The following is a 24,076-nucleotide window of genomic DNA, read 5'->3' on the forward strand; positions in this document are numbered from 1 at the left end:
AATGGATTACATGAAATTGGCCGTAGACGCAACGATCGAGGGTATGAACAAGAAATTCGGGGGCCCGTTTGGGGCAACGATTGTTCGAGGCGATGAAGTAATTGCAGCGGTTAGCAATACGATGATGAGAGATACGGATCCTTCTGCACATGCGGAAATGGTAGCCATCCGAGAAGCATGCAAAAAGCTAGACACCATGGACTTATCGGACTGCGTAATATACGCAACCTGTGAACCCTGTCCAATGTGTATGGGCGCTATCATTTGGTCAGGTGTTAAAGAAGTTCATTATTGCAGCACAAGAGACGATGCGAAAGAGCATGGCTTCTCTGACATCCACCTTCGCGAATATTTTGTGGGGCATGATGAGAGTGTTGTCAATATGATCAAAGTGGAAGCAAGAGAAGATTGCGATCATTTATGGACGCATTTCCACGAATTAAACAAGAAATAATCCAGGCGGTATCCTATATTTTCCGGCACTATTTTAGTGCCGGATTTTCCTGTTCTTTTACAGACTTACTCAGTAAGATGATGCTGGAGGAAATCAATCACCTGATGAAGAGCTTTTTGCACAACAGGGTTATTGAAATCTTTTTCAAATACATGCTCTCCGTTTGGAATAGTAATAAGCTTTGCCGGTACTCCTTCTTTCACTAGCGCAGCCCTCATGAATGCAGATTGTTCATACGGCACATCTACATCGTTCGTTCCATGCAGTAACAATGTTGGGGGGAATTCCTTAGTTACATGATAAATCGGACAGAATTTTAGGAGCTCTTCCTTATGTAGTGAAGGAGTTAAGCCGGTCACTTCTTGGATCCAGTTACCGGACTGTCTAGCATATAAATAAAGAAGGAAGCGCTCATCAACGCTTGCGTTCGTAATGATTTGATCGGACACCGAACGATTGGCAATTTCCTTAGAGACGATATCTTTTTCAGCGTAGAATTTACTTGGTTCGAGTGCCCACTGTGCACTAATATCGCCGTAGCCATAGAAGGAGACAATGGCACGTGGCTTATGGGGGAACATTCCTGTGCACAGCGCAAGAAAACCACCTGCCGAGCTTCCTACCACAGCGATTCTTGAGGGGTCAATGGAGAATTGTTGAGGCCCTTTATTCGCTAACCAAAGAAGGCTATCTTTGACATCTTCTAGAATGTCATTAAGTGTTGACCTAGGGGCTAGTCTATAGTCAATCGAAAATAGTGCAAAACCATTAGTCGTGTAAAGTTGTATCATTTCCTCGGATAAATCTTCTCGATCCCCCCAAAGTAGGCCGCCTCCGTGAATGTACACAATAGCAGGGGCTTGGGGACGGTTTGTTTCATAAAAATCAGCTTTAATGGTAAATTGATCATTTTCTTTAAAAATAATGGTCTTCTTCATAGCTATCCATTACACCTCATCAAGTAAGTGATTTTTAAAGATTAGCGCTACCTCTATTGTATATCTTCACGAATTTGGATGAAACCATAATCATAAATACTCAGGATTGGAGATACTGGCATGGATAGAAAGAGAAGATATCAGGCTTTATTTGATAATATTAATCAATATAACTCGGGTGAGAAGGGCATCACTAGAATTGCCTATACCAATGAAGAGCAGACATGTACAAGTGCTTTTATGCGGATGTGTAAGGCTGAAGATTTAGATATCCGGATGGATCATTGCGGAAATGTGATTGCTAGAAGAAACGGGAAGATAGAAGGGCTCCCACCCGTTGTAATGGGCTCTCACTTGGATACGGTATATCAAGGTGGGAAGTACGATGGTGTAGTGGGTGTAACGGCTGCTTTGGAAGTGATCAAACGTCTAAACGAAAAAGGGATTGAAACGGATCATCCGATCGAAATTATTTCATTTGCCTGTGAAGAATCCTCGCGCTTTGGTATTTCAACAGTTGGTAGCAAAATAATGTCAGGGTTATTTCAGAAGGAGAAATATAGATCTTTGAAGGACAAAGACGGTATTACAATGGAAAAGGCATTTTCGCTATGTGCACTGGATTATAACAGTATTGATCAGGCGAGTAGAGAAAATGAAGAATTAAAAGCGTTTTTTGAATTACATATTGAACAAGGTCCTGTCTTAATAAACAATAATAAAAAAATTGGAATTGTGACTGGAATTGCTGCACCCGTGAGGCTTCATATTCAAATATCAGGGAAGGCATCCCACTCTGGAACGACACCTATGAATATGAGAAAAGATGCTTTTCTGGGTGCCTCAGAAATAGCACTTGAGCTTGAGAAAGCAGCCAAACTCGAACAAGAATTTGGAACGGTTGCGACGCTAGGGGTGATAGATATCTTGAATGGCGCTATGAACGTGGTTCCGGGAGAAGTGGAAATTAAAATTGATATCAGATCTACTTCAGTGGCATCCAGGAAACGTGTGTTAGACCATTTGTATCAAACAATATCCTTAGTACAAGAAAATAGACAACTTGTAATTGAGAGTACGGAAATTATTTCGGAGGAACCTGTCCTATTATCGGATGAGATCAGTCAGGTTCTAGAATCCATTTGTGAAGAGAAGCGGATATTGAGTCAACGGATGATTAGTGGGGCAGGGCATGATGCCATGAACATGAACAAACTTTGCCCAGTAGGGCTTATCTTTGTTCCTTCTGTAGATGGACTTAGTCATCATCCTAATGAATTTACAGATATGGATGATATCATTATGGGGATTGATATCTTAGAAGAAGCTGTTCTTCGTTATGCGTTTGTAAGACAGACTTAGGTTTATCTTTCACAACCTTGTTCATTATGTTTCTTCACATACTGAACAAGGCTGTTTTGTTTCTCTTTTTAATGTGGTTTGTTGACAAGAACAAAGGAGTGTGTTAAATTTATCTTAAGTTAAAGATAATTAATGTAAAGATAATTATTGGAAATAGTATTCTATGAAGCATAGGATGAAACAGTAGAAAGGGATTTTTTTGAATGATATCTTAACATTAAGATAATTCAATTAATCTTTCTTGATCAGGGAATTATATTACGAAATCAAACTAAACTTTAGGAGTGTATAATCATGAGAAATTTAAAAGGGATCCACCACGTAACAGCCATCACAAGCAGCGCAGAGAAAAACTACGAGTTCTTCACATACGTATTGGGAATGCGTCTAGTGAAGAAAACGGTCAATCAAGACGATATTCAAACGTATCACTTGTTTTTTGCAGATGATAAGGGCAGTGCCGGAACGGATATGACGTTCTTTGACTTCCCTAACATTCCGAAAGGCGTACACGGAACCAATGAAATCGCCAAGACATCCTTCCGGGTGCCAACAGATGCTGCATTAGACTACTGGGTAAAACGTTTTGATCGCCTGGATGTGAAGCATACCGGAATTAAAGAGCAGTTTGGTAAAAAGACATTATCTTTCGTGGATTTTGATGACCAACAATATCAACTGATCTCTGATGAATTTAATGAAGGGGTCGCATCAGGAACACCATGGCAAAAAGGACCGATTCCTTTAGCGTTTGCGATTACTGGCTTGGGACCGATCTTTGTACGTATAGCTGATTTCAGTTATTTTAAAGAAATGTTGGAAAGAGTTATGCAGTTTAAAGAAATCGGTCAAGAAGATGCTTATCATTTGTTTGAGGTCGGCGAAGGCGGAAATGGTGCACAAATTATTGTAGAGCATAACGAGGACTTACCGAATTCGCGTCAAGGCTTTGGTACGGTTCACCACGCTGCTTTCAGAGTAGAGGATCGGGCCATGCTGGATGAGTGGACTAAGCATTTTGAAGACTTTGGATTCCGTACCTCAGGTTATGTGGATCGTCATTTCTTCGAGTCGCTGTATACACGTGTTGCTCCGCAAATCCTGTTCGAGCTTGCGACAGATGGACCTGGATTTATGGGAGATGAGGAATACGAAACGGTTGGAGAAAAGCTCTCATTACCACCATTCCTGGAGCCAAAGCGTGAGCAGATTGAGAAGTTAGTGCGGCCTATTGATACCGTCAGAAGCACGATCGATTTTGTGAAAGAGTGAAGAAGGAGCTGGGGAGATTGATTTCGATAGATCCGAAGCACAATAGTGAGCGGGAAAATTATAAGTTATTAATTGGGACTGTTATTCCTAGGCCTATTGCTTTTGTTACCACACAATCAGAAGAGGGCATATTGAATGGTGCGCCGTTTAGCTATTTTAATATCGTCTCTTCTAATCCTCCGATGGTTTCCCTGTCTATTCAAAGACCAGCGGGACGATTAAAGGATACCGCCCGTAATATTTATAACAATCATCAGTTTGTTGTGCATATTGTGGATGATGAGAATGTTCGGAAGATCAATCAAACCGCTGCCTCATTGCCAAGTGCAGAAAGTGAAATTGAACTAGCGAATCTTACACCGGTCCAAAGTGAAAATGTAGCTGTGCCTGGTGTATTGGAAGCAAAGGTGCGAATGGAGTGTAAGCTTGTACAAGCGATACCTCTAGGTGGTGAAGAAGAACCTGGTAGTGATTTGTTCATCGGCGAAATTGTTCAGTTTCACATTGATGAATCGATCTATCAGGAGGGGAGGATTGACCCTAGGGCCTTAAATGCAGTAAGTCGTTTAGCGGGAGCTAATTACGCTACGATTGGTGAGATTTTTGAAATTGAAAGACCGAAATAATAAACTAAGACCTGTTCGTAAGCGATGAAGCCTACCGAGCAGGTCTTTTTGTGGGCTAATTATAGTCATCAGCTATGCCAAGCAAACCGTAAGGTTTTCTCTCGAGGTTTATCTGGACTGATCGTTCCAGATATGTTATATTGCCATTACAGGAGGTGTTACTCATGGCAAGGACAAGAGAGTTTAACGAGGATCAAGCACTACATCAAGCGATGCTGTTGTTTTGGAAAAAGGGTTATGAGGCAACAAGCATACCGGACTTGCTGCAGGTTATGGGCATTAGCCGATCTAGTCTTTACGATACTTTTTCTGACAAGCAAACGTTGTACATTGCCGCACTGGAACATTACAAAAAGGTTAGCTTCAATAGACAGGTCATTCTTGAACGGGCGTCAAGCGTTAGAGCAGGGATTCAACAATTTTTTGAGCAACATATTACTTCAGCGTACGATACGAGCCTACCCGGCGGGTGTTTTGTAACGAATGCAGCTACAACATTAGAGTCGCGGGATGAAAAAATAAATGAATTGATAAAGACTAGTTTTTTGAATTTAGAACAGGCTTTTTGCGAGCTTTTGGAAAAAGGCCGACAATCAGGTGAAATTGATAAAACCACTGATGTCAAAGCGTGGTCTTATTTATTGCTGAATCTACATCAAAGCATAAATATCATGGCAAAAGCAGATCAAGATCAGCAACGTGCCAAAGAGATGATAAGCTTTGTAATTGCAGGAATATAATTTTTTTTGGTTATTCTGGAACGATCGTTCCGTTATTGTAAATCATCCTTAATGTGAAGAAGAGACTTATGAAAAGTAGTGCAGGAGAAAAATTAAAAGAGGTGTGATAAATCATGGAAATAGGTGTTACTTCGTTCGTAGAAACAAAGCCTGATATTGAGACTGGAATTGTGATGAGTCACGCACAGCGATTACGAGAAGTAGTTGAAGAAATCGTCCTTGCGGATCAGGTGGGACTTGATGTTTTTGGTATTGGTGAGCATCATCGTGAAGATTATGCAGCTTCTTCACCAGCAATCGTGTTGTCCGCTGCTGCGTCCTTAACTAAACGGATTCGCCTGACTAGTGCTGTGACGGTCCTTTCATCTGCTGATCCTGTACGTGTGTTTCAGGATTTCGCTATGCTTGATGGCATCTCCAATGGACGAGCCGAGATTATAGCGGGCCGGGGTTCATTCGTTGAATCCTTTCCGTTGTTTGGTTATGGCTTACATGACTATGATGAGCTATTCAATGAAAATATCGAACTGCTTATGAAAATACGGGAATCCGAGAAAGTAACATGGAAGGGAGGCCATCGGCCAGCAATTCATAATTTGGGCGTATACCCGCGGCCCGTCCAGAACTCTTTACCTATATGGATTGGCAGCGGAGGTACGCAAAGCTCCGCCGTTCGTGCAGGACTTTTGGGTCTGCCATTGATGTTGGCGATCATTGGCGGGAATCCAATGAATTTTGCTCCGCTTGTAGAGCTGTATAAGAAGGCGGCGGCCCGCGCTGGACATGATGTATCACAGCTTCAGGTGGGATCTCATTCGATTGGATTCGTCGCAGAAGATACGGAACGGGCAGCAGATATCTTTTTTCCATCTACCCAGTACGGCATGAACAAGCTCGGCAAAGAGCGAGGATGGTCGTATTATGACCGCTCCAGCTATGATGCCGCCCGAAGCTTTGAGGGTGCATTGTACGTTGGAGATCCGGAAACAGTTGCTCAGAAGATCATTCATCTACGGAAGCATGTAGGAATAACACGCTTTATGATGTATGTTCCACTAAGCACGATGCCGCATGAACTTGTGTTGCGGGCAATAGAATTGCTCGGAACGGAGGTTGCTCCACGAGTACGAGAGGAAATTGCTAAGTGGGAAGCTGAGAAGGAATAAGGATTATACAAGCAATCATTATTGTATTGGAGGATTTTCATGAGTATCGATAAACGTATACTACCAGAATTAAGAGAGGCATATTCACAATTTCCAGGGTTTCAATTGGAAGAGAATTTAGAGTGGAGCAGAAGTTTAGTGTCGGCTCCGCCAGTGAAGAGGTCAGAGCATGTAAACACAACCAGTCGAAAAATTCCGGGTGTTGCAGGGGAGATACTGGTAAAAATTTATGAACCTGCTGGGCGAAATGCTGACAAGCTTCCAGCTATGCTGTGGATTCACGGGGGCGGATACGTGTTAGGACATCCTGATATGGACGACGAGTTGTGTGAACGCTTTGTTCAGACGGCTAGATGTGTTGTCGTGTCGGTTGATTATAGGCTGGCACCCGAGCACCCCTATCCAGCTGCAATCGAAGATTGTTATGCTGGCTTAGTATGGATGACGGAGGAAGCGGAATCACTTGGCATTGATGAGAATCGGGTTGCGATTGCTGGTGCAAGCGGTGGCGGCGGGCTGACAGCAGCACTTGCGCTGATGGTACGAGATAAAGGTGGACCATCCATTATCTTTCAGATGCCGTTGTACCCGATGCTCGACAACCGTAACATTACGCCATCAAGCCATGAGATTACGAAAGAAGGTGCAATCTGGAACCGGACGGACAACTTAACGGCTTGGAACATGTACCTGGGCGAGGAGAACGATGCCAGCAGGATATCTTCCTATGCGGTACCAACGAGAGCGGAGAATTTAGCTGGACTGCCACCAACCTATACCTGTGTAGGTCAGCTTGATCTATTCCGAGATGAGACGATCGAATATGTAACACGACTTGCGCAAGCAGGTGTAGATATCGAATTTCACCTGTATCCCGGATGTTTTCATCTTTTCGAAATATTCGTTCCAGAAGCGGAAGTGAGTCAGCGCGCCGTTCAGTGCTATATAGATGCGATGGCCCGGGCACTTCATCCCAAACACCCGCCCTTCCCAAGCGAGAGCTGTTAATAATGCAAGCACAAACCATATGATCATTGCTCCTTGTTGTAGATTGATATCCTCGCTGATTATGCGAGAAAAGACTCTATACAAGGTGGTTATTTCATCACACACAAAAAATACACCCCCTAGAATCGACCGGACAAACCATAGGTTTATCAATGTCTATTCTAAGAGGTGTATTTCATCATATTAAAGCAGGCTAATCTTAACGAAGCGTCTTGAGCGCACCGCTCCAAGCCAACACTTGATCAAGCATGCCATTTACATTGGTCAGGTGAAGATCTGCTGGTTTGAACACAGAACCGTTCTCGAAATCAGTGAACAGGGACAGGGCAGGATGGACACGAACGTCTGCTACAGAAAGTTCTCCCAAAATGCCACGTAAATGCTCAGCTGCACGAGCGCCGCCTACGGAACCATAACTTACGATTCCCGCTGCTTTGTTATTCCAAGCTTCACGTGCGTAATCGAGTGCATTTTTCAGTGATGCGGAAATACTGTGGTTATATTCTTGAACGATAAATACGAAACCGTCTAACGTAGCAAGCTTTGTATTCCAAGCAGTTGCTTGCTCAGTAGCATCTACTTCTCCCATTAGTGGAAGTTTAAAGTCCGCGATATCAACGATCTCATAATTAGCATCTCCACGTGCATCTGCTACCTTTTTAACCCATTCTCCGACTTGTGGGCTCAAGCGACCTTGACGAGTACTTCCTAGAATAATTCCGATGTTTAATTTAGACATTGTTTGTTCCTCCTCGATTTTTGTTCTACCAAATAGTTTGGATAGAAATCCCATGAATTACACAACCTTTAAAAAAATAATCTTAAGAGTGCTTAGCTCTAGTTGTCTTTAAGTTAAGTATCTTTAACATGAGATAATAATACCGTGTTCAGTTTACTTTGTCAAGCAACTTAATAATAGTTAGTTTATAATTTTGTCTCACCTTTACAAATTTAGTTGTCTAGAATATAATTGTTTAAGCAACTATTTAAAACGAAAATGAAATGAGAAGAGGGCTGATCATGACGATAAAGCATAACTCATCTGAACTTACCTTAGGATTTATGATGGGAACGACCTATCGTAAATTAAGTGCGTTATTCCAAAATGGGTTAAAAGAATATGATATAACACCTGAGCAATGGTCAGTTCTGTTTCAAGTCGACAGGACGGAAGGGCTGATTCAGAAGGACATCGCGAAGCGTTCGGGTAAGGATAAACCAACTACGACGCGAATTCTGGATCACTTGGAGGGAAAGGGACTGATCTATAAAAAAACCGGGGAGAATGATCGACGTTCTTTTAAAGTCTATATTACGGAAAAAGGAAGAGCTCTAATTAAGGAAACCTTCCCTATTGAGGATCAGGTCACAGATGAAATTAAGAACTGTATTTCTAGTGATGAATATGAGCAACTCATGGGGTTGCTGCTAAGAATAAACAATCACATTGATCAAATAAATGATGGAGAGTAGGAAGGTAAGTTATGCCAGAACAACAAGAATTACGTACGAAACTTTGGACTAAATCTTTTATTGCTTTAACGTTTAGTGCTTTATTTTTATTTATGAATTTACAGATGCTGCTATCTTCATTTCCGTCTTATGTGAAAAGTGAATTTCAAGCCAGTGATATTATGGTCAGCTTGGTCACAAGTGTATTTGCACTAACTGCGATTGCTTCACGTTTTATGACTGCTTTTCTGATGCGAAAGGTTAGCCGCAATGTATTATTGTATATTGGCTTAGCCATCGCGGCCGCCATAACCGGTCTTTATGTGGCAGCAGATTCAATCGGGTCACTACTGCTGATGCGTGTAGGCTATGGGATTGGATTCGGGATTGCCAGCACGATTATTCCCACAATTGTTTCACAGATTATTCCTAGCAAAAGAATGGGCGAAGGGATCGGCTATTTTGGCTTATCAAGCAGTCTTGCAATGTCCATTGGTCCAATGATTGGTTTGAACGTAATGAAGCATTCGGGGTTTGGAACACTGGCGATGATCGGAACATTCACCCTGCTTCTTGCCTTTCCAGTCCTATTGTTCTCACGTTCGCTTCCAGCTCACCGCAAAAAACAATCGATTGAGCAAACCATTGAATCACCTAAACCTCTCAAGGTTCCTTTTAATAAAAAGTTAGTATTGCCCGCAATTCTGAATGTCCTGCTCGCGATCACTTATGGGGGATTACTTAGTTTTATCGCTTTGTTCGGCGAATCGGTACATTTAGAGCAAGTGGGTTTGTTCTTCTTATTTAACGCAATTACGATCATCATCATTAGACCGATTTCCGGCAGATTATTTGATAAAAGAGGACCCGCTGCTGTTTTGATTCCCGCAGCGTTTTGTGTCGTCGCGAGCTTAGCAGTGCTCTCGTATACAACATCCATGCCAATGCTCATTGTATCGGCATTGCTCTATGGACTCGGCTTTGGAGCTATTCAGCCAACTATACAGGCATGGATGCTTCGAACTTCTACACCTGCACAGTATGGCATGGCAAACAGTATGTTTTATAACTCAACGGATTTAGGGGTAGCGAGTGGAGCCATCATTCTTGGGGCGATTTCGGCAGCATCCAATTATGGGATGATGTATCGTTATTCTGCTGGATTCATGGTGTTGTTTCTAATGATTTATATTGGGATTCAGATTACAAAGTCTAGAAGTAACCCTTCAGCTTTAAGTCAATAAGGGGAATTTCAGATTAAGCTAATCTTTAGGTACTATTCATATCGTTTTAAGCTAAGGGGGTTATAGTAATCACATAACCCCCTTAAATATAGACCTTGACCCTGCCGGACGATGGCAGGGTCCTTTTTTTGTTGATGCAGAGGACAGAGATCGGTAGATTAAGCCAATCTTTATGTCTCTTTCATGTTCTTTTAAGCTAAGAGGGTTATAGTAATCACATAACCCCCTTATAATATAGACCTTGACCCCGCCGGACGATGGCGGGGTCCTTTTTTTATGTTTTTGTTCCCGTTCGAAAGCAATATCCAGACTTTATCCGCATAGGACGGTATAATGAAGAAATCTGGAGATGGGCAAAGGTTAGGAGAGAATCAACAATGAATATGACATGGAATTTGGATAGCTTATATCCTTCGTTTGAATCAGAGAAGTTAAAAGCGGATCGCCAGCTACTAGGTCAACTTATTATAGATTTAAAAGCCTGGGCTGAGGGCAATCTAAAGCGTGAGGGTGTTTCCGTCGCAGCGATCGAGGACTTTCTAAGACTCTACAACGATTATAAAAGTGTATATGTATGCTTGTTAGCTTATGCGGAGTTAACGCTTAGTGCAGATAGCAACTGTGAACAGGCTATGAATCTTGCCGATGATATCGAACAGGTCAGCTCAGAGATTGCTGGTGTAGCTGCGGGTTTTAAACGTTGGATTAGTACATGTGATCACCTGGATGAGCTTATTGTTAGCTCACCTTATCTTTTGCAGCATCAATTCTACTTGAATGAGCTTCTTTTACAATCCCGCTATGTGTTAAATGAGGACGTGGAGGTTGCCATTGCCCGAATGCAAAGTACAGGGTCCAAAGCTTGGGGAAGGTTATACATGGAGACCGCCTCAAGTACACTAGCAGATGTGGTGGTGCAAGGGGAGTCGAAACAAGCAACGCTTGCGGAACTAAGGAGTATGGCCTATGAGAATAACGCTGCATTAAGAAAAGCGGCTTATGAAGCCGAGGCTGAAGCTTGCAGTCGTATTGCTGGGGTTTGTGCAGCTTGCATGAATGGAATAAGTGGTGAGGCGCTAACGATTTATGGCATGCGTGGATATCAATCTTCTCTGGAAAAGGTGTTAGTGGCATCGCGAATGGACAGTGAAACTTTGTCGGCAATGCTCGCCGCTCTTCAGGAGAGTTTGCCAGCTTTTCATACCTATTATCAAAAGAAAGCCGAACTGCTGGGACATTCCACAAAGCTGCCTTTTTACGATATATTTGCACCTATAGGTGAAGAAAGTATGAAAATTTCTTACGAAGATGCTCAAAAAACAATCGTCTCAAGCTTCGCAACTTTTAGCGAGGAATTGGCCAACTTAGCTCAAAAGGCTTTTGATCAGCGATGGATTGATGCAGAACCAAAGGCCGGTAAGGGCGGCTTTGGGCTGTGCATTGATATTTTTCCGATAGGCGAGAGCAGGATCATGACTCAGTTCACTGGCAATGCTATAGATATTAGTATTCTTGCCCATGAGCTTGGTCATGCCTATCATAGCTCCTGTCTAGCGCATGAAACGATGTTGAACACGGATTATCCGATACCGATTGCCGAAACGGCTTCGATCTTTTGCGAGACGATCGTAAATCAGGCACTACTCACTAGTTCGACCAAGAAGGAAGCGCAGCTTCTATTGGAGAGAAGTATTTCCGATGCTGGGTATTATCTTGTAGACTTCTATGCCCGTTATTTATTTGAGCTTAAATTATATGAGAGAAGAGCATTAGGTCCGCTGCCTGTGCAAGAATTAAATGACTTGATGATTGCTTGTATGGTAGAAGCTTATGGTGAGAGCATTGATCCTGATACGATCCATCCTTACATGTGGATGAACAAGGCCGGATATTTTATGGCTGGTTATGAATTTATGAACTTCCCGTATTCTTTCGGACTGTTATTCGCTAAAGGACTCTACGCAGAATATTTAAAAAAGGGCGAGGAGTTCGTCGCCCGGTATCGTCAGTTCCTTAGTGCTACCAGCAAGCATAATATTGCAGATGTAGCAAAGTTTATGGATATTGATGTACACTCCATTGATTTTTGGAGAGGTGCTTTAATGCTGATTAAAACCGATATTGAGGCATTCATCAGTACGACCTAAACCACTCTCCAGTTATGATCACAGGTAGCTTCAATTTGGCCGCGTTTTTCAATGTAATTCGTGACAATTTCAGACATGTCGATCAGTACTTCTTTGACAATCGGTTTACCTTTATACATCTCATAATCTCCGCCACCGCTGGCTCTATAGTTATTCATAACCACATCATATTCTTTAGCGTCCTCTACAGGCTGTCCACGATACAGCAGATGGAGGACTCTTTTGCCTACAGGTTTATTGATATGAAGCTCGTAGTGGATTCCTTCCCACATATCATAATTGTAATGCTGCGATTTAGGTTCTACATAAGCAGGGTTAACAATTACATTTCCCTCTAGATCCTTTTGAAAATAGTTGGCGGTTTGTTCCAGTGCCTCTTTTATATCTTGTCCGGTCAGTCTTAGCACAGTTAGCGTGTTAGGATAAATGAAGTTGGAAAGAATATCTCTCCGGGTAATGGTGTTACTGAAGCCCTTGCAATCGTTGCTGAGTAAAGCTGCTGTCGAGATCTCTACACCTGTAGCCTCCATTTGTACCTTATTCATAAATTCTATAAAGGGATGGTCAGCCATTCGGCATTCATCTGCACTAGAAATAGATAGGTCACCGATCACTGTACCTATTCTCTCATCCAACCAGGTTTCTGTTTCTGATTCGAGCGTGCTGCTCAGACCTACAATTGTATCATCTACAGCTGTTTTGTCGTCCAGAGTAAGAAGCTCGGCATGTTTACTCTTAATCTTCCAATGCCCGTTTTCTTTTTGAAAGACTACTGAAATTTTACCAAGGGAATGTCCATTACAACCAGGCTGTATGATCGTTACACCATTTAATTCACTAGCAATAGAGCGATGCTGATGTCCGGTAATTAATACGTCTAATCCTTCTACCTCTGCACACATAGCGTAAGCTTGATTCTCTCCAGTTAATCTCTCAACAGGTTCTCCGTTAAGTAGATCGCGCTCGAACCCGCCATGATAAGCTACAACGAGCAAATCGGGTTGCTCTTCTTCTCGTATAGTGGCACACCAAAGCTTTACAGTCTCTAAAGCATCTTTAAATTGAAGCCCTTCAATATGTACAGGATTCTCCCAGTGTGGAATGTAATGTGTGGTAACTCCAAGAATGGCCACTTTGATTTTATCGTCTACCCATTTGATGATATAAGGTTTACCGAATGCCGGTTTACTTGTCGTTTGATCTATTATTCCAGCTGATAACCAAGGAAATTCGGAATCTTGAATGGCTTTATGGAGTAGTGGCTTCCCAAAATTAAATTCATGGTTGCCGATAATTGCGGCATCATATTTTAATTCGTTCAGTGCAGCGATCCCCGGATTTAATTCATTACTGTACTGTGTTGCTGCATAATAAGCTAGCGGTGTACCTTGAATAAGATCACCGTTATCCAGAAGAATCAGCTCCGGACAATGGGCTCTTTCTTGTTTAATGAGGCTGGCAATGGTTGCTAAGCCTTTTTGTTGTTTCTCACCCGTACGATAATCAATGGGACTTAAATGCCCATGGAGATCACTTGTTATGAGGATTTCACAGGTTAAGTTATTGTCTTTATTCATGGGTAGCCTCCTACGGATAATAAGTTCAGACCCCATTCTATCAGATAATTTGGAAACTTTAAGAGATTGGAATAAATTTTACATTTATTTGATAGTTAGATGCTCTAGATTTAATACAAAAACTTTATAGTCTAGAAGTACTAAAAAAAAGAAAACAGTGGAGGTCTTTCGTTTGAGAAAAATAAGTAAATTCGTATTGCCGCTAATGATGTCTATTACATTGCTTAGTGGTTGTGGTGCTAATAACACTGCTAATACTGCAAACCAAGGATCAACAGATGCAACAAATGCACCGAAGGAAACGGCAGCTCCTGTAGCAGAGGGTTATGTTCCAGAGAAGCTTACCGTACAATTTGTTCCTTCTCAAAATGCAGATACGCTCGAAGCTAAGGCAAAACCTCTTGAAAAATTACTGGGTGATAAACTCGGTATTCCTGTAAAAGTAAGTGTCTCTACTGATTACAACACGGTTATCGAAGCTATGGCTTCCAAAAAAGTGGATGTAGGTTTCCTTCCTCCAACAGCTTATGTATTAGCTAAAGAAAAAGGAGCTGCTGAAGTTATTCTTCAAGCTCAACGTTTTGGTGTAAATGATGAAACTGGCGCTCCAACAGATGAATTAGCTGATTTCTATAAATCTATGATCATCGTTAAGAAAGATTCTGCCATCCAATCCGTTGCCGATTTGAAAGGCAAAAAAATCGCCTATCAAAACGTTACATCCTCTGCAGGTTTTGTATGGCCGGCAGCAACACTGATGGATGCAGGACTTGATCCGCTGAAGGATGTACAAGCCATTACGGTTAAGGGACATGACCAAGGCGTACTTGCTGTACTGAACGGTGACGTAGACGCAGCAGCTATTTTCCAAGATGCCCGGAATATTGTTATTAAAGATTATCCGAAAGTATTTGAAGATACCCGTGTTCTTGCCTTTACGGATAAAATCCCTAATGATACGATTTCGGTCCGTTCAGATATGAATAAGGAATGGATGGAGAAAATTCAACAGGCGTTCATGGATATCGCAGCTGACACAGAAGGACATGCAATTGTTAAAGAAATTTATTCTCATGAAGGTTATGTGAAGTCACAAGATAGCAACTTTGACATTGTTCGTGAATACAACAATAAAGTAAAAACCGAGTAGTCCAAGCCGTTCAAGGATACAACGATGTTGGTGTATAACAGGCATTAAGGATAGCCAGCTCCGGATTCCCCCCCGGATCTGGCTATCTCTTTTATACGAATATACGAAAACACACAAAGGAATGATTTCATGATAAAGCTTCAGAATGTATCCAAGACGTATCAAAACGGAACTAAAGGCTTAAACAACATTAATCTGACGATTCCAGCTGGGGAATTTGTAGCTATTGTTGGTCTTTCCGGAGCGGGGAAGTCAACCTTACTGCGTTCCATTAACCGGCTTCATGATATTTCGGAAGGCGATATTCTTATAAACGGGCATTCCATCACGAATGCGAAGGGAAGCCAGCTACGAATGATTCGCCGGAATATCGGAATGATCTTCCAAAGCTTCAACTTAGTGAAACGTACGACTGTGCTTCGTAATGTATTGGCAGGACGGGTGGGCTATCATTCCACCCTACGGACGATACTCGGTAAATTCCCGCAAAAGGATATCGATTTAGCCTTCGAGTCACTCGATCGGGTCAATATCGTTGAGAAGGCGTACATCCGTGCAGATCAGCTATCTGGTGGTCAGCAGCAGCGCGTGGCTATTGCTCGTGTTCTTGCACAGGAGGCGCAAATTATCCTCGCAGATGAACCTGTCGCTTCACTGGATCCACTCACGACCAAGCAGGTTATGGATGATTTGAAAAAGATTAATGTAGAGCTTGGAATTACGACCATTGTGAATTTGCATTTTATCGATCTCGCTAGAGAATACGCTACCCGGATTATAGGACTCCGCGCAGGAGAGGTTGTCTTCGATGGTCCTGTATCGGAGGCAACCGATGAGAAGTTTGCTGAGATTTACGGCAGACCGATTCATCAGGATGAGCTGTTAGGTGAGCCTGTAATCGGAGGCATGTGAGATGAGTGTGAATGCAGAGAAGCTACATCCCAAACCGCCAAGGAAGATAAAGCATTATTTTACAGCCTTTATATTAGTAGTATTACTATGGAGAAGTGCGGTCTTGACCGATTCATCCTTAGGAGAGCTAATCTCTGGTCTGCCGAATATGTTTGATCTGCTTAAGGAAATGTTCCCTCCAAACTGGGGGTATTTTGACAATATTATAGATGCGATGCTGGAGACGATCCGGATGGCACTAGTCGGTACAACGTTTGGTGCCATTCTCGCGGTTCCCGTTGCACTGCTGTGTGCAAGCAATATTACGCACAGCCGATGGCTTCATTATCCAGTGCGTATGCTGCTGAATTTGATCCGCACCATTCCCGATCTACTGCTGGCTTCTATTTTTGTTGCCATCTTCGGACTCGGTGCACTTCCAGGGATCTTTGCTTTGACAGTATTTTCGCTGGGGCTGATCGCTAAGCTTACCTATGAAGCGTTGGAGACGATTGAACAGGGGCCTTTGGAAGCCATGACTTCAGTCGGAGCGAATAAGACTCAACGAATTATCTTCGGAGTCATTCCGCAAGTACAGGCTCATTTCATGTCTTATGTGCTGTATGCTTTTGAAATCAATGTCCGTGCTGCAGCGGTTCTAGGTCTGGTAGGAGCGGGCGGAATCGGCCATTACTATGAAGTGACATTAGGTTTCTTAGAATACGATAAGACTTGCACCATTATCTTGTTCACATTAGCAGTAGTATTGATTATTGATTATGTAAGCACTAAGCTGCGGGAGAAATTAATATGAGTAAATCATGGAATACCCTTGTCCCCAAACCTCGTAAAAACCGCTTCCGCTGGCTGATTTATGTGGCATTAGCGGCAGTATATATTTGGGCTTTTTCGGGAGTACCCTTTAATGGATTTAAAGAAACCGCCGGGATCATTACTAAGGCAATCTTTGCTGGGATATTCTCACCTGATTGGGCCTTCGTTTATTTACCGGATGGGGAGGATCTGCTTCGGGGCTTGCTTGAGACGTTAGCAATTTCAATCTTAGGGACTTTTATCTCGACCTTTTTATGTATTCCTTTTGCATTTTGGGCAGCCGTCAATATGAGTAAGGGAAAGGCTATTTCAAGTTCCGGTAAGCTGGTATTAAGTTTTATACGGACATTCCCTGAGATCATTATGGCCTTGCTGTTCATCAAGGCTGTTGGGCCGGGTTCATTTGCGGGTGTACTGGCTCTGGGTCTGCATTCCGTGGGCATGCTCGGCAAATTGTTCGCGGATGAGATTGAGAATATTGATAACGGTCCACTTGAGGCTTTAATCTCATCTGGTGCCAGCCGTATGCAGGTGTTATGGTTTGCTGTTGTGCCACAGGTATTGCCAGGCTTTCTATCCTATACTTTATACAGGTTCGAAATTAATGTTCGTTCGGCTACGATTCTGGGTATGATTGGGGCAGGTGGGATTGGCACACCGTTAATCTTCGCACTCAGTTCACGGAATTGGGATCGTGTCGGGATCATACTATTAGGCATCATTGTGATGATTACGATTATTGATTTGATTTCCGGCATGATTCGGAAGAAGCTAGTGTAACGGAATCGCATTATTACAGGTTAGACAAGACCTCCTTAGGGTATGCATCATACCTATGGGAGGTCTTTTAATGATTAGCGTATCCTTCGGAAAAGCTATATAGAAGTAATAATACTTTTTGTGTTAACATATGTTGGTCTATCCGAACTTGTACCAAAGGAGTTGAAAGCTTGGAATCTGCGCTTATTGGGAGCTTTGTATCGGCAATGGCTACCGTTCTTGGAGCATTTCCGATCTTGTTCGTGAAGAGGTTATCTGAGAAATGGAAGGACGTTCTCGTTGCTTTTACTGCAGGTATAATGGTATCAGCTTCTACATTTGGACTCATGCCACAAGCGATTAAAGAATCAGGCATTATTGCTTTAACCTTGGGTCTGATTACAGGAGTGTTACTGCTTGATGTAATTGAAAAGAATATCCCACATATCGATGTGGAGAATAAACCCGGATATACCAATATGGATTCGAAAGCACTGCTCGTTTTGATCGCACTGTTTATTCATAACATCCCAGAAGGTCTCAGTACGGGATTCAGTTATGCCAGCGAACAGGCGAGTCTAGGCCCTACCGTGGCCATAGCGATTGGTGCGCAAAATATGCCAGAAGGGTTGATTCTTGCAGTCTTTCTGATGAATTCTAGAACAAGCAAGCTAAAAGCCTTGGGAATCGTTACACTTACCGGACTAATGGAGATGGTGTCTGCGGTTATCGGGTATTTCACTGCAAGCTACCTACAGAATGTAGTGGGCTATGGTCTTGCTTTTGCCGCCGGTGCTATGCTATTCATCGTCTACAAGGAACTTATTCCAGAGAGTCATGGTCATGGTTACGAACGGCCTTCGACGTATTCATTTATCTTTGGATTATTAATTATGGTGTATATCACGCAGATATTTGGGTGAATAGGGAAAAAAACGGCCAATGAAGTGCCAGAACAGCTTAAGCTGCCTGACCTCATTGGCCATCTTTATGGTTTAATCTATAATTATCCTCGCAAAATCGTCTCGATTTGCTCCAGCTCTTCTGTGCTTAGCTCCGGTGCATTCAAGGAAGCGACAGCATCTTCAATCTGGCTCACTTTACTTGCGCCGATCAAAGCTGAAGTGACTTTACCTCCGCGGAGTACCCAAGATAAAGCTAGCTGAGACATTTTTTGTCCACGTGCTGCAGCAATCTCGTTCAGTTTACGAACTTTTCCGATTGCCTCTTCAGTAATGGCATTCTCGGACAGGAATACACTTGGTCCAGCAGCACGAGAATCAGGTGCGATTCCATTTAGATAGCGGTCGGTCAGAATGCCTCCTTGTAGTGGGGAGAACACAATCGAACCGATACCTTCCTCAGCCAATACATCCTGCAAGCCATCTTCAATCCAGCGGGACATCATGGAGTAGTTAGGTTGATGAATCAGGCATGGCGTTCCAAGTCGACGCAGAATTTGTGCCGCTTCGCGTGTCTGTTCAGGGTTGTAATTCGAAATCCCAACATACAGCGCTTTACCTTGACGTACAATAAGATCCAGCGCAGCCATAGTCTCTTCCAGTGGTGTATTCGGATCTGGACGGTGGTGATAGAAAATATCTACATAATCAAGGCCCATACGTTTCAAGCTTTGGTCCAGACTGGAGACGAGATATTTCTTGGAGCCCCATTCGCCATAAGGACCGGCCCACATATAATATCCAGCCTTAGTAGAGATGACCATTTCATCACGATAAGGAGCAAGATCCTTCTTAAGGATTTGACCAAAGCTTTCTTCTGCGGAGCCAGCTGGGGGACCGTAGTTATTAGCGAGATCAAAATGAGTGATTCCAAGATCGAAAGCTCTTCTTGCCATGGCGCGACCATTCTCGAATAAGTCGTTTCCGCCAAAGTTATGCCATAGTCCAAGTGAGATCGCCGGAAGGAGTAGACCGCTTTTTCCAGTGCGGTTATATTTCATATTGTCATATCTGGTAGCGCTTGCGTTATACATCATTAGTTCCTCCTAAAAAGACTTATTTCTGATTACGTTACGTCCTTATTGTAGCGAAAGATCCCGGACAAACGTATGTCAGCAAGGAAGAAGTTTATAGCACAATGTCATTTTTGAGATGACGGACACGGTATTCTTTTGGAGAACAACCTTTCACCTTCTTGAACATCCGCGAAAAGAGTAAGGGGTCCTGATAGCCGACGGAACGCGAGATCTCACCAATAGTACAGAAGGTTTCTGTCAGAAGCTCGCATGCTTTAGCGACACGGTAATTCAATAAATACTGCTGTGGTGGCATACCAATGGTCCGTTTGAACAAGGAAGATAAATATTTGCGATCCAGCTTGAGAGAAGAAGACAGCATTTCCACCGAAATGTTCTCACAATAATGTGTATGCAAAAAGTGCAGACTTTGCTCGACGTAAATACTCTTTTGACGCGGTAAAGGAAGTACATCCGGAACAGCTGGCACCGCTTGTAGCAAGAGGGAGAAAAAATCATACATAATCGCTTTTAGCGGCAGGTCAAGACAATCTGAAGTGTCGGCTGCTTCTGTCAGGCGTTCGTAGAGATTAGGCATAAGCTGTTCATCCATCGGGAAGATTGGCTGCTCAGGCGACAAGGAGGTTTTGGATAAAATATAAGATACCTGTTCTCCGGTAAAGGCTACCCAGGAATAGATCCAGGGATTAGTCAGGTCCGCTGCATAAGAAGTAACGATATGAGGGTAAGTAAGAAAAGCTTGTCCCGCTTGCAGGATATGGGTCTGTTCACCCACAGATACCTTTCCAGTTCCCTCATGAATGAAATGTATTTTGTAAACGTCACGAACCCCGGGTCCGAAAAAATGCCCAGGCAGACACTGCTCCCGCCCCCAGTAATGGAGATGCAGATCGGGATTACCTCTGAAGGGTCGCTCAGAATTATAATTAAATATCGCCATGAATGCTTCAGTCTCTTTCTTTTATAGAGTTAACTTAAGGGTGATTGTGCCTACTTTCTTTTATTATACAGCATATTTTAGTGGGAACATTACTTGGAATGGTTTGCGAATTCTGTGATAGAAGTTTATCCCAGCTCAGTTTGGTTAAGTAAGCTATGAAGCTGAACGTAGGAGCTAACTTTGATCACTAGGAGGTAATGGAGATGAATAAGAGAATAGTGGGTGTCTTTGCTGCCGAATACGAAGCTTCGAGGGTTATTGAAGAGTTGAAACGTCAAGGCTGCAGAACAGAGGACATATCGATTATCGCGAGAAATTCAGAGAGTGCGGATACGATTAGAGATGAATCAGGGACCCAAGCGCCGGAAGGAATAGCTACTGGTGCAGCTACGGGTGGTCTGCTGGGTGGATTAACTGGGCTCTTGATGGGGATAGGCGCTTTGGCTATTCCAGGCATCGGGCCGATCATTGCAGCCGGACCGCTTGCGGCAACACTTGCTGGAGCGGCAATAGGTGCAGGCAGCGGTGGATTAGTAGGCGGCCTTATTGGACTTGGCATTCCTGAAGAGGAAGCCAAGCGTTACGATAACTACGTGGATGAAGGCCATATTCTTGTAATGGTGGATGTAGAGGGCGAGCAGAAAGAGGAAGAAGTGAAGCGGATCTTCGTACAGCATAATAGTCTGAATGGGGATCGTTTTGAGGATATTGCGAATATGAATACAGCTGAGAATCGAAATTATGATGGTAGTGTAAAGGAAAGCGATGCGCTCCGGGCAGCTGATCAACAAGAGGCGAGAAATCTAGCTCAAGCTACCGGAACTATGGATGCCATGGATACCTTAGCAAGTGAGCGCATTAGAAATAAATAAGAAATGAATAACTTTTAGTAAAAAACAGACTATTTCACTAGCCACGGGTGAGCTGCTGAGATAGCCTGTTTTTTGTGATTTTATAAAGAGTCAGGTCATATATTTGTTTTTTTTAACCCAGAGGTGCTGATCCTTCGCTTTAGCATTAATTGCTTCAAGGCGTCAGCGTTTACGAGGATAGTTCCGGCAATGATGGTGAATACACCGAGGATCGTAACCCAATTCACAGCTTCATTATAAAAGAAAAAGCCAACCCCTACGGCAATCGGTGGAGATATATATAGCCAGGTAGAAGGAAACACAGGATTTGTCTTAGCGACAAGCCAGTAGAACAATGAATGACCGACCATCGAGCCGATTACGATCAGATAGAGCAGTGAACCTGCTGTCTCGAAAGAAAGCAGAAACTCAGGATGTACATTTTCGGTGGCTAAGGAAAGAATGAATAATAACACTCCGCCATACATCATTTGGGCTGCATTTAGTGCGATGGGAGAGACCTCAGGCATACTGTTGATTACTTTTTTAGAATAAATTGCGCCTACCGCGTAACAGCACTCCCCAATAAGGACAGCTGCGCAGCCGATGAGCCATAAAGGTGAAATATCAACGACAAGATTAGGAAGAACGAGCAGCAGTACGCCAGTCAACCCGATGATACAACCATATAGGGAGATGGCAGGTGCTTTTTGCCGAAGAATAGAAGTTTGGAGCAACAGAATCATGATCGGACCAGTGGCAGAGAGTACAGCTGCTAACCCAGAAGATACATATTGTTCGGCCCAGTAGAGACCTGCAAAGGTGCCAAAGGTTAACGCAGATCCGGTGAAGAGCATTTCTTTACGCAGGAGCAGGGAGAAGCTAGCCTTTCGTTTCCAGACCATCCATAGAAATAGAACAGCACCTGCCACAAAAAAGCGTAAGCCTGCTGAAAAGAAGGGCGGCGCACCAGCATCCACACCGATTTTGATAGCTAGAAAGGTCGTGCCGAAGATCAGACATACAAGTGCATAAGCGAATAAGATCATTTTGAAAGTCCCCTTTAGTGTGTGTATATAGCGATCCTTGAACCAGTCCGTTAATCATATAGGGGAGAATATAGAACAGATGATGTTGAATAGAACAGATGACTTTAGAAATCGTGTACAATACTGTAAATGGGATTTGTTCGGAGAGGAGTTGCAGTGAAGTGAAAAAGTCAGCGAGCGTGGAGCATAATCATCCCTTATTTCGGAAGGTATATGAATTTTTAGTGAATCGCATACAGCGAGGGGAGTGGGGGGCACATGATAAGCTTCCTTCTATACGGCTGCTGGCGGAGGAATTAAAGGTACATCGACTGACAGTATTCAAAGCGTATAGAATGCTGACAGAGGATGGGAAAGTTTATGTAAAAGATAAATCGGGTTATTACGTATCGCCTGTTAGCTTGGTTCCTATTGTAGAAAAAGGCGCAGCAGTCACTGCCTATGCGCTCACTAATCCTCTTTCGGATATACAGAGAATGCCTGCTAAGTATCAGTTCTCACAGGCGCTGATTGATCCAGGTCTTTTGCCAAATCTTTTTCTATCCGACTATGTCAAAAAAGTGTTCGATTTATATCCCAAGGTCATGGGGACGTACTCTTCGGTTCAGGGAGATGAGGAGTTACGGGAGACGCTAAGTCGTCATTTTCGTAAGAAGCATCGGTTACAGTTATCCTCGGAAGAGCTGCTTATTACTTCAGGTGCGCAGCAGGCGATCAATCTGATATCACGAATTGTGCTCGGGCCTATGGACACGGTGCTGGTGGAGCGACCGACCTACAGTGTGGCCATGGATATTTTTCGCCGGGAGGGGGCAAGGCTGATTCCGGTGGAGATCACTCCGATGGGCTATGACTTGGAGGAAGTTGAAGCTCTGATGAAAAAGCATAGACCGCGCATGTTCTATATCAATCCGACTCATCATAATCCAACTGGATATACGGTGCCAGCGCAGCAACGTAAACTGTTAGTCGAGCTTGCCGAGCGTTATCGCTGTCTGTTAGTCGAAGATGATCCGTTCCGCGATATGTATTTTGAAGAGGAGCCCCCGCCGCCCTTTTTTGCTTACGATACCGAAGGTTGGGTGATCTATATTAGCAGCTTCAGTAAATATGTAGCCCCAGGCTTACGGATCTGTGCGGTGGCTTGTCGTTATCCGTTTATGGAGCGCTTGATCACGGCCAAATCACTCGCGGACAATGGTACTCCGCTGCTTAACCAGAAGATATTCCTACATTACTACACGTCATCACGTTTGCAACAGCATCTCGGTAAGCTGCGGATTGCACTTCAGGTGCATAAGGAGATTGTAGAGGAGGAGCTGGCTGGGACCGGGTGGGAGTGGACGCCTCCACAAGGGGGGCTAAATCTGTGGGTGAAGCTGCCGGATCATCTCTCGGTGGAGCGATTGTTTGCCGCAAGTATGGCGCAGTCGATTGCTTTTGTGCCAGGAGAGCTGTTCGATCCGCTGGGGGAAATGAAGTCGAGCATTCGAATAAGCTACTCTTTTGCAAGCGAAGGGGTGCTACGTGAGGGGATTCAGCGGTTGATTGCAATTGCGCGGGGGGGATGAGTAAATTCAGAAGAGATGAGAGACTAGTGAAGTCTAATTCGGACGG

23 protein-coding genes are annotated in these 24,076 nt (G+C 43.4%); 17 read left to right on the plus strand and 6 right to left on the minus strand.

Annotated features, from left to right (window positions below; all coding sequences use genetic code 11):
* The first annotated feature begins 1 nt into the window (after window position 1).
* The gene (locus MHB64_RS05100) at window positions 2-454 is read left to right on the plus strand and encodes a nucleoside deaminase (protein ID WP_042124600.1); all 453 of its coding nucleotides are present in this window, start codon (window positions 2-4) and stop codon (window positions 452-454) included.
* A gap of 65 nt (window positions 455-519) precedes the next feature.
* Here the strand turns inward: MHB64_RS05100 and MHB64_RS05105 are convergent, their stop codons facing one another.
* Window positions 520-1,392: an alpha/beta hydrolase gene (locus MHB64_RS05105; RefSeq protein WP_341133859.1), complete on the minus strand. Its 873-nt coding sequence runs from the start codon at window positions 1,390-1,392 to the stop codon at window positions 520-522.
* 120 nt (window positions 1,393-1,512) lie between these two features.
* Here MHB64_RS05105 and MHB64_RS05110 point away from each other — a divergent pair, with 120 nt between their 5' ends.
* The 6 genes from MHB64_RS05110 (at window position 1,513) to MHB64_RS05135 (ending at window position 7,566) form a co-directional block, all read left to right on the plus strand.
* Window positions 1,513-2,754: a M20 family metallo-hydrolase gene (locus MHB64_RS05110; RefSeq protein ID WP_341133860.1), complete on the plus strand. Its 1,242-nt coding sequence runs from the start codon at window positions 1,513-1,515 to the stop codon at window positions 2,752-2,754.
* Between the two features lie 294 nt (window positions 2,755-3,048).
* Window positions 3,049-4,026: a ring-cleaving dioxygenase gene (locus MHB64_RS05115; protein ID WP_341133861.1), complete on the plus strand. Its 978-nt coding sequence runs from the start codon at window positions 3,049-3,051 to the stop codon at window positions 4,024-4,026.
* 17 nt (window positions 4,027-4,043) lie between these two features.
* Window positions 4,044-4,652, plus strand: a complete 609-nt coding sequence (locus MHB64_RS05120; RefSeq protein ID WP_341133862.1) for a flavin reductase family protein — start codon at window positions 4,044-4,046, stop codon at window positions 4,650-4,652.
* Between the two features lie 164 nt (window positions 4,653-4,816).
* Window positions 4,817-5,392 (plus strand): TetR/AcrR family transcriptional regulator, encoded by a 576-nt coding sequence (locus tag MHB64_RS05125; protein ID WP_143812169.1) that lies wholly within the window; start codon window positions 4,817-4,819, stop codon window positions 5,390-5,392.
* A gap of 113 nt (window positions 5,393-5,505) precedes the next feature.
* Window positions 5,506-6,558, plus strand: coding sequence for an LLM class flavin-dependent oxidoreductase (locus tag MHB64_RS05130; RefSeq protein ID WP_042185341.1), 1,053 nt, complete (start codon window positions 5,506-5,508; stop codon window positions 6,556-6,558).
* A 39-nt stretch (window positions 6,559-6,597) separates the two neighbouring features.
* On the plus strand, window positions 6,598-7,566 hold the full coding sequence (locus MHB64_RS05135; protein ID WP_341133863.1) for an alpha/beta hydrolase: 969 nt from the start codon (window positions 6,598-6,600) through the stop codon (window positions 7,564-7,566).
* A 199-nt stretch (window positions 7,567-7,765) separates the two neighbouring features.
* Here the strand turns inward: MHB64_RS05135 and MHB64_RS05140 are convergent, their stop codons facing one another.
* On the minus strand, window positions 7,766-8,305 hold the full coding sequence (locus MHB64_RS05140) for an NADPH-dependent FMN reductase (RefSeq protein ID WP_042124617.1): 540 nt from the start codon (window positions 8,303-8,305) through the stop codon (window positions 7,766-7,768).
* A 281-nt stretch (window positions 8,306-8,586) separates the two neighbouring features.
* Between MHB64_RS05140 and MHB64_RS05145 the strand changes: the two genes are divergently transcribed.
* The 3 genes from MHB64_RS05145 to MHB64_RS05155 all read left to right on the plus strand — a co-directional run bounded on the left by MHB64_RS05145 (window position 8,587) and on the right by MHB64_RS05155 (window position 12,409).
* On the plus strand, window positions 8,587-9,039 hold the full coding sequence (locus tag MHB64_RS05145) for a MarR family winged helix-turn-helix transcriptional regulator (protein ID WP_094872365.1): 453 nt from the start codon (window positions 8,587-8,589) through the stop codon (window positions 9,037-9,039).
* 11 nt (window positions 9,040-9,050) lie between these two features.
* Window positions 9,051-10,262: an MFS transporter gene (locus tag MHB64_RS05150; RefSeq protein ID WP_280787806.1), complete on the plus strand. Its 1,212-nt coding sequence runs from the start codon at window positions 9,051-9,053 to the stop codon at window positions 10,260-10,262.
* A gap of 377 nt (window positions 10,263-10,639) precedes the next feature.
* Complete coding sequence (locus MHB64_RS05155; protein ID WP_341133864.1) at window positions 10,640-12,409, plus strand: M3 family oligoendopeptidase; 1,770 nt, start codon at window positions 10,640-10,642, stop codon at window positions 12,407-12,409.
* Here the strand turns inward: MHB64_RS05155 and MHB64_RS05160 are convergent.
* Window positions 12,406-13,986 carry a bifunctional metallophosphatase/5'-nucleotidase gene (locus MHB64_RS05160; protein WP_341133865.1) on the minus strand — a complete coding sequence of 527 codons (1,581 nt, stop codon included), beginning with the start codon at window positions 13,984-13,986 and terminating at the stop codon, window positions 12,406-12,408. The genes MHB64_RS05155 and MHB64_RS05160 overlap by 4 nt on opposite strands.
* A gap of 172 nt (window positions 13,987-14,158) precedes the next feature.
* Between MHB64_RS05160 and MHB64_RS05165 the strand changes: the two genes are divergently transcribed.
* The 5 genes from MHB64_RS05165 (at window position 14,159) to MHB64_RS05185 (ending at window position 18,543) form a co-directional block, all read left to right on the plus strand.
* Window positions 14,159-15,136, plus strand: a complete 978-nt coding sequence (locus tag MHB64_RS05165) for a phosphate/phosphite/phosphonate ABC transporter substrate-binding protein (protein WP_094872358.1) — start codon at window positions 14,159-14,161, stop codon at window positions 15,134-15,136.
* A gap of 129 nt (window positions 15,137-15,265) precedes the next feature.
* Window positions 15,266-16,048: a phosphonate ABC transporter ATP-binding protein gene (gene phnC / locus MHB64_RS05170; protein ID WP_094872356.1), complete on the plus strand. Its 783-nt coding sequence runs from the start codon at window positions 15,266-15,268 to the stop codon at window positions 16,046-16,048.
* 1 nt (window position 16,049) lies between these two features.
* A complete protein-coding gene (gene phnE / locus MHB64_RS05175; protein ID WP_094877602.1) occupies window positions 16,050-16,841 on the plus strand; it encodes a phosphonate ABC transporter, permease protein PhnE in 792 nt (263 codons plus the stop codon).
* Entirely contained in the window at window positions 16,838-17,641 is an 804-nt protein-coding gene (gene phnE, locus MHB64_RS05180; RefSeq protein WP_094877601.1) for a phosphonate ABC transporter, permease protein PhnE, read from the plus strand. The genes phnE (MHB64_RS05175) and phnE (MHB64_RS05180) overlap by 4 nt, the downstream gene beginning before the upstream one ends.
* Window positions 17,642-17,811: 170 nt before the next feature.
* The gene (locus MHB64_RS05185; protein ID WP_094872351.1) at window positions 17,812-18,543 is read left to right on the plus strand and encodes a ZIP family metal transporter; all 732 of its coding nucleotides are present in this window, start codon (window positions 17,812-17,814) and stop codon (window positions 18,541-18,543) included.
* A gap of 83 nt (window positions 18,544-18,626) precedes the next feature.
* Here the strand turns inward: MHB64_RS05185 and MHB64_RS05190 are convergent, their stop codons facing one another.
* Window positions 18,627-19,616 (minus strand): aldo/keto reductase, encoded by a 990-nt coding sequence (locus tag MHB64_RS05190; RefSeq protein WP_373455898.1) that lies wholly within the window; start codon window positions 19,614-19,616, stop codon window positions 18,627-18,629.
* Window positions 19,617-19,710: 94 nt separating this feature from the next.
* Window positions 19,711-20,559: an AraC family ligand binding domain-containing protein gene (locus MHB64_RS05195; protein WP_341133866.1), complete on the minus strand. Its 849-nt coding sequence runs from the start codon at window positions 20,557-20,559 to the stop codon at window positions 19,711-19,713.
* A 203-nt stretch (window positions 20,560-20,762) separates the two neighbouring features.
* Between MHB64_RS05195 and MHB64_RS05200 the strand changes: the two genes are divergently transcribed.
* On the plus strand, window positions 20,763-21,431 hold the full coding sequence (locus tag MHB64_RS05200) for a general stress protein (RefSeq protein ID WP_094872343.1): 669 nt from the start codon (window positions 20,763-20,765) through the stop codon (window positions 21,429-21,431).
* 95 nt (window positions 21,432-21,526) lie between these two features.
* On the opposite strand, the gene MHB64_RS05205 is transcribed toward MHB64_RS05200, so the two are convergent.
* Window positions 21,527-22,459, minus strand: a complete 933-nt coding sequence (locus tag MHB64_RS05205; protein ID WP_280787808.1) for a DMT family transporter — start codon at window positions 22,457-22,459, stop codon at window positions 21,527-21,529.
* A gap of 161 nt (window positions 22,460-22,620) precedes the next feature.
* Here MHB64_RS05205 and MHB64_RS05210 point away from each other — a divergent pair, with 161 nt between their 5' ends.
* On the plus strand, window positions 22,621-24,030 hold the full coding sequence (locus MHB64_RS05210) for an aminotransferase-like domain-containing protein (RefSeq protein WP_341133867.1): 1,410 nt from the start codon (window positions 22,621-22,623) through the stop codon (window positions 24,028-24,030).
* Window positions 24,031-24,076: the final 46 nt, after the last annotated feature.

It is taken from the genome of Paenibacillus sp. FSL K6-2859 (genome assembly GCF_038008265.1).
GTDB classification, from domain to species: domain Bacteria; phylum Bacillota; class Bacilli; order Paenibacillales; family Paenibacillaceae; genus Paenibacillus_AQ; species Paenibacillus_AQ nitricinens.

Coding starts and splice junctions, on each gene's coding strand:
- MHB64_RS05100 (WP_042124600.1), top strand. CDS start 2: ATGGATTACATGAAATTGGCCGTAGACGCAACGATCGAGGGTATGAAC.
- MHB64_RS05105 (WP_341133859.1), bottom strand. CDS start 1,392: ATGAAGAAGACCATTATTTTTAAAGAAAATGATCAATTTACCATTAAA.
- MHB64_RS05110 (WP_341133860.1), top strand. CDS start 1,513: ATGGATAGAAAGAGAAGATATCAGGCTTTATTTGATAATATTAATCAA.
- MHB64_RS05115 (WP_341133861.1), top strand. CDS start 3,049: ATGAGAAATTTAAAAGGGATCCACCACGTAACAGCCATCACAAGCAGC.
- MHB64_RS05125 (WP_143812169.1), top strand. CDS start 4,817: ATGGCAAGGACAAGAGAGTTTAACGAGGATCAAGCACTACATCAAGCG.
- MHB64_RS05130 (WP_042185341.1), top strand. CDS start 5,506: ATGGAAATAGGTGTTACTTCGTTCGTAGAAACAAAGCCTGATATTGAG.
- MHB64_RS05135 (WP_341133863.1), top strand. CDS start 6,598: ATGAGTATCGATAAACGTATACTACCAGAATTAAGAGAGGCATATTCA.
- MHB64_RS05140 (WP_042124617.1), bottom strand. CDS start 8,305: ATGTCTAAATTAAACATCGGAATTATTCTAGGAAGTACTCGTCAAGGT.
- MHB64_RS05145 (WP_094872365.1), top strand. CDS start 8,587: ATGACGATAAAGCATAACTCATCTGAACTTACCTTAGGATTTATGATG.
- MHB64_RS05150 (WP_280787806.1), top strand. CDS start 9,051: ATGCCAGAACAACAAGAATTACGTACGAAACTTTGGACTAAATCTTTT.
- MHB64_RS05155 (WP_341133864.1), top strand. CDS start 10,640: ATGAATATGACATGGAATTTGGATAGCTTATATCCTTCGTTTGAATCA.
- MHB64_RS05160 (WP_341133865.1), bottom strand. CDS start 13,986: ATGAATAAAGACAATAACTTAACCTGTGAAATCCTCATAACAAGTGAT.
- phnC (WP_094872356.1), top strand. CDS start 15,266: ATGATAAAGCTTCAGAATGTATCCAAGACGTATCAAAACGGAACTAAA.
- phnE (WP_094877602.1), top strand. CDS start 16,050: ATGAGTGTGAATGCAGAGAAGCTACATCCCAAACCGCCAAGGAAGATA.
- phnE (WP_094877601.1), top strand. CDS start 16,838: ATGAGTAAATCATGGAATACCCTTGTCCCCAAACCTCGTAAAAACCGC.
- MHB64_RS05190 (WP_373455898.1), bottom strand. CDS start 19,616: ATGTATAACGCAAGCGCTACCAGATATGACAATATGAAATATAACCGC.
- MHB64_RS05195 (WP_341133866.1), bottom strand. CDS start 20,559: ATGGCGATATTTAATTATAATTCTGAGCGACCCTTCAGAGGTAATCCC.
- MHB64_RS05200 (WP_094872343.1), top strand. CDS start 20,763: ATGAATAAGAGAATAGTGGGTGTCTTTGCTGCCGAATACGAAGCTTCG.
- MHB64_RS05205 (WP_280787808.1), bottom strand. CDS start 22,459: ATGATCTTATTCGCTTATGCACTTGTATGTCTGATCTTCGGCACGACC.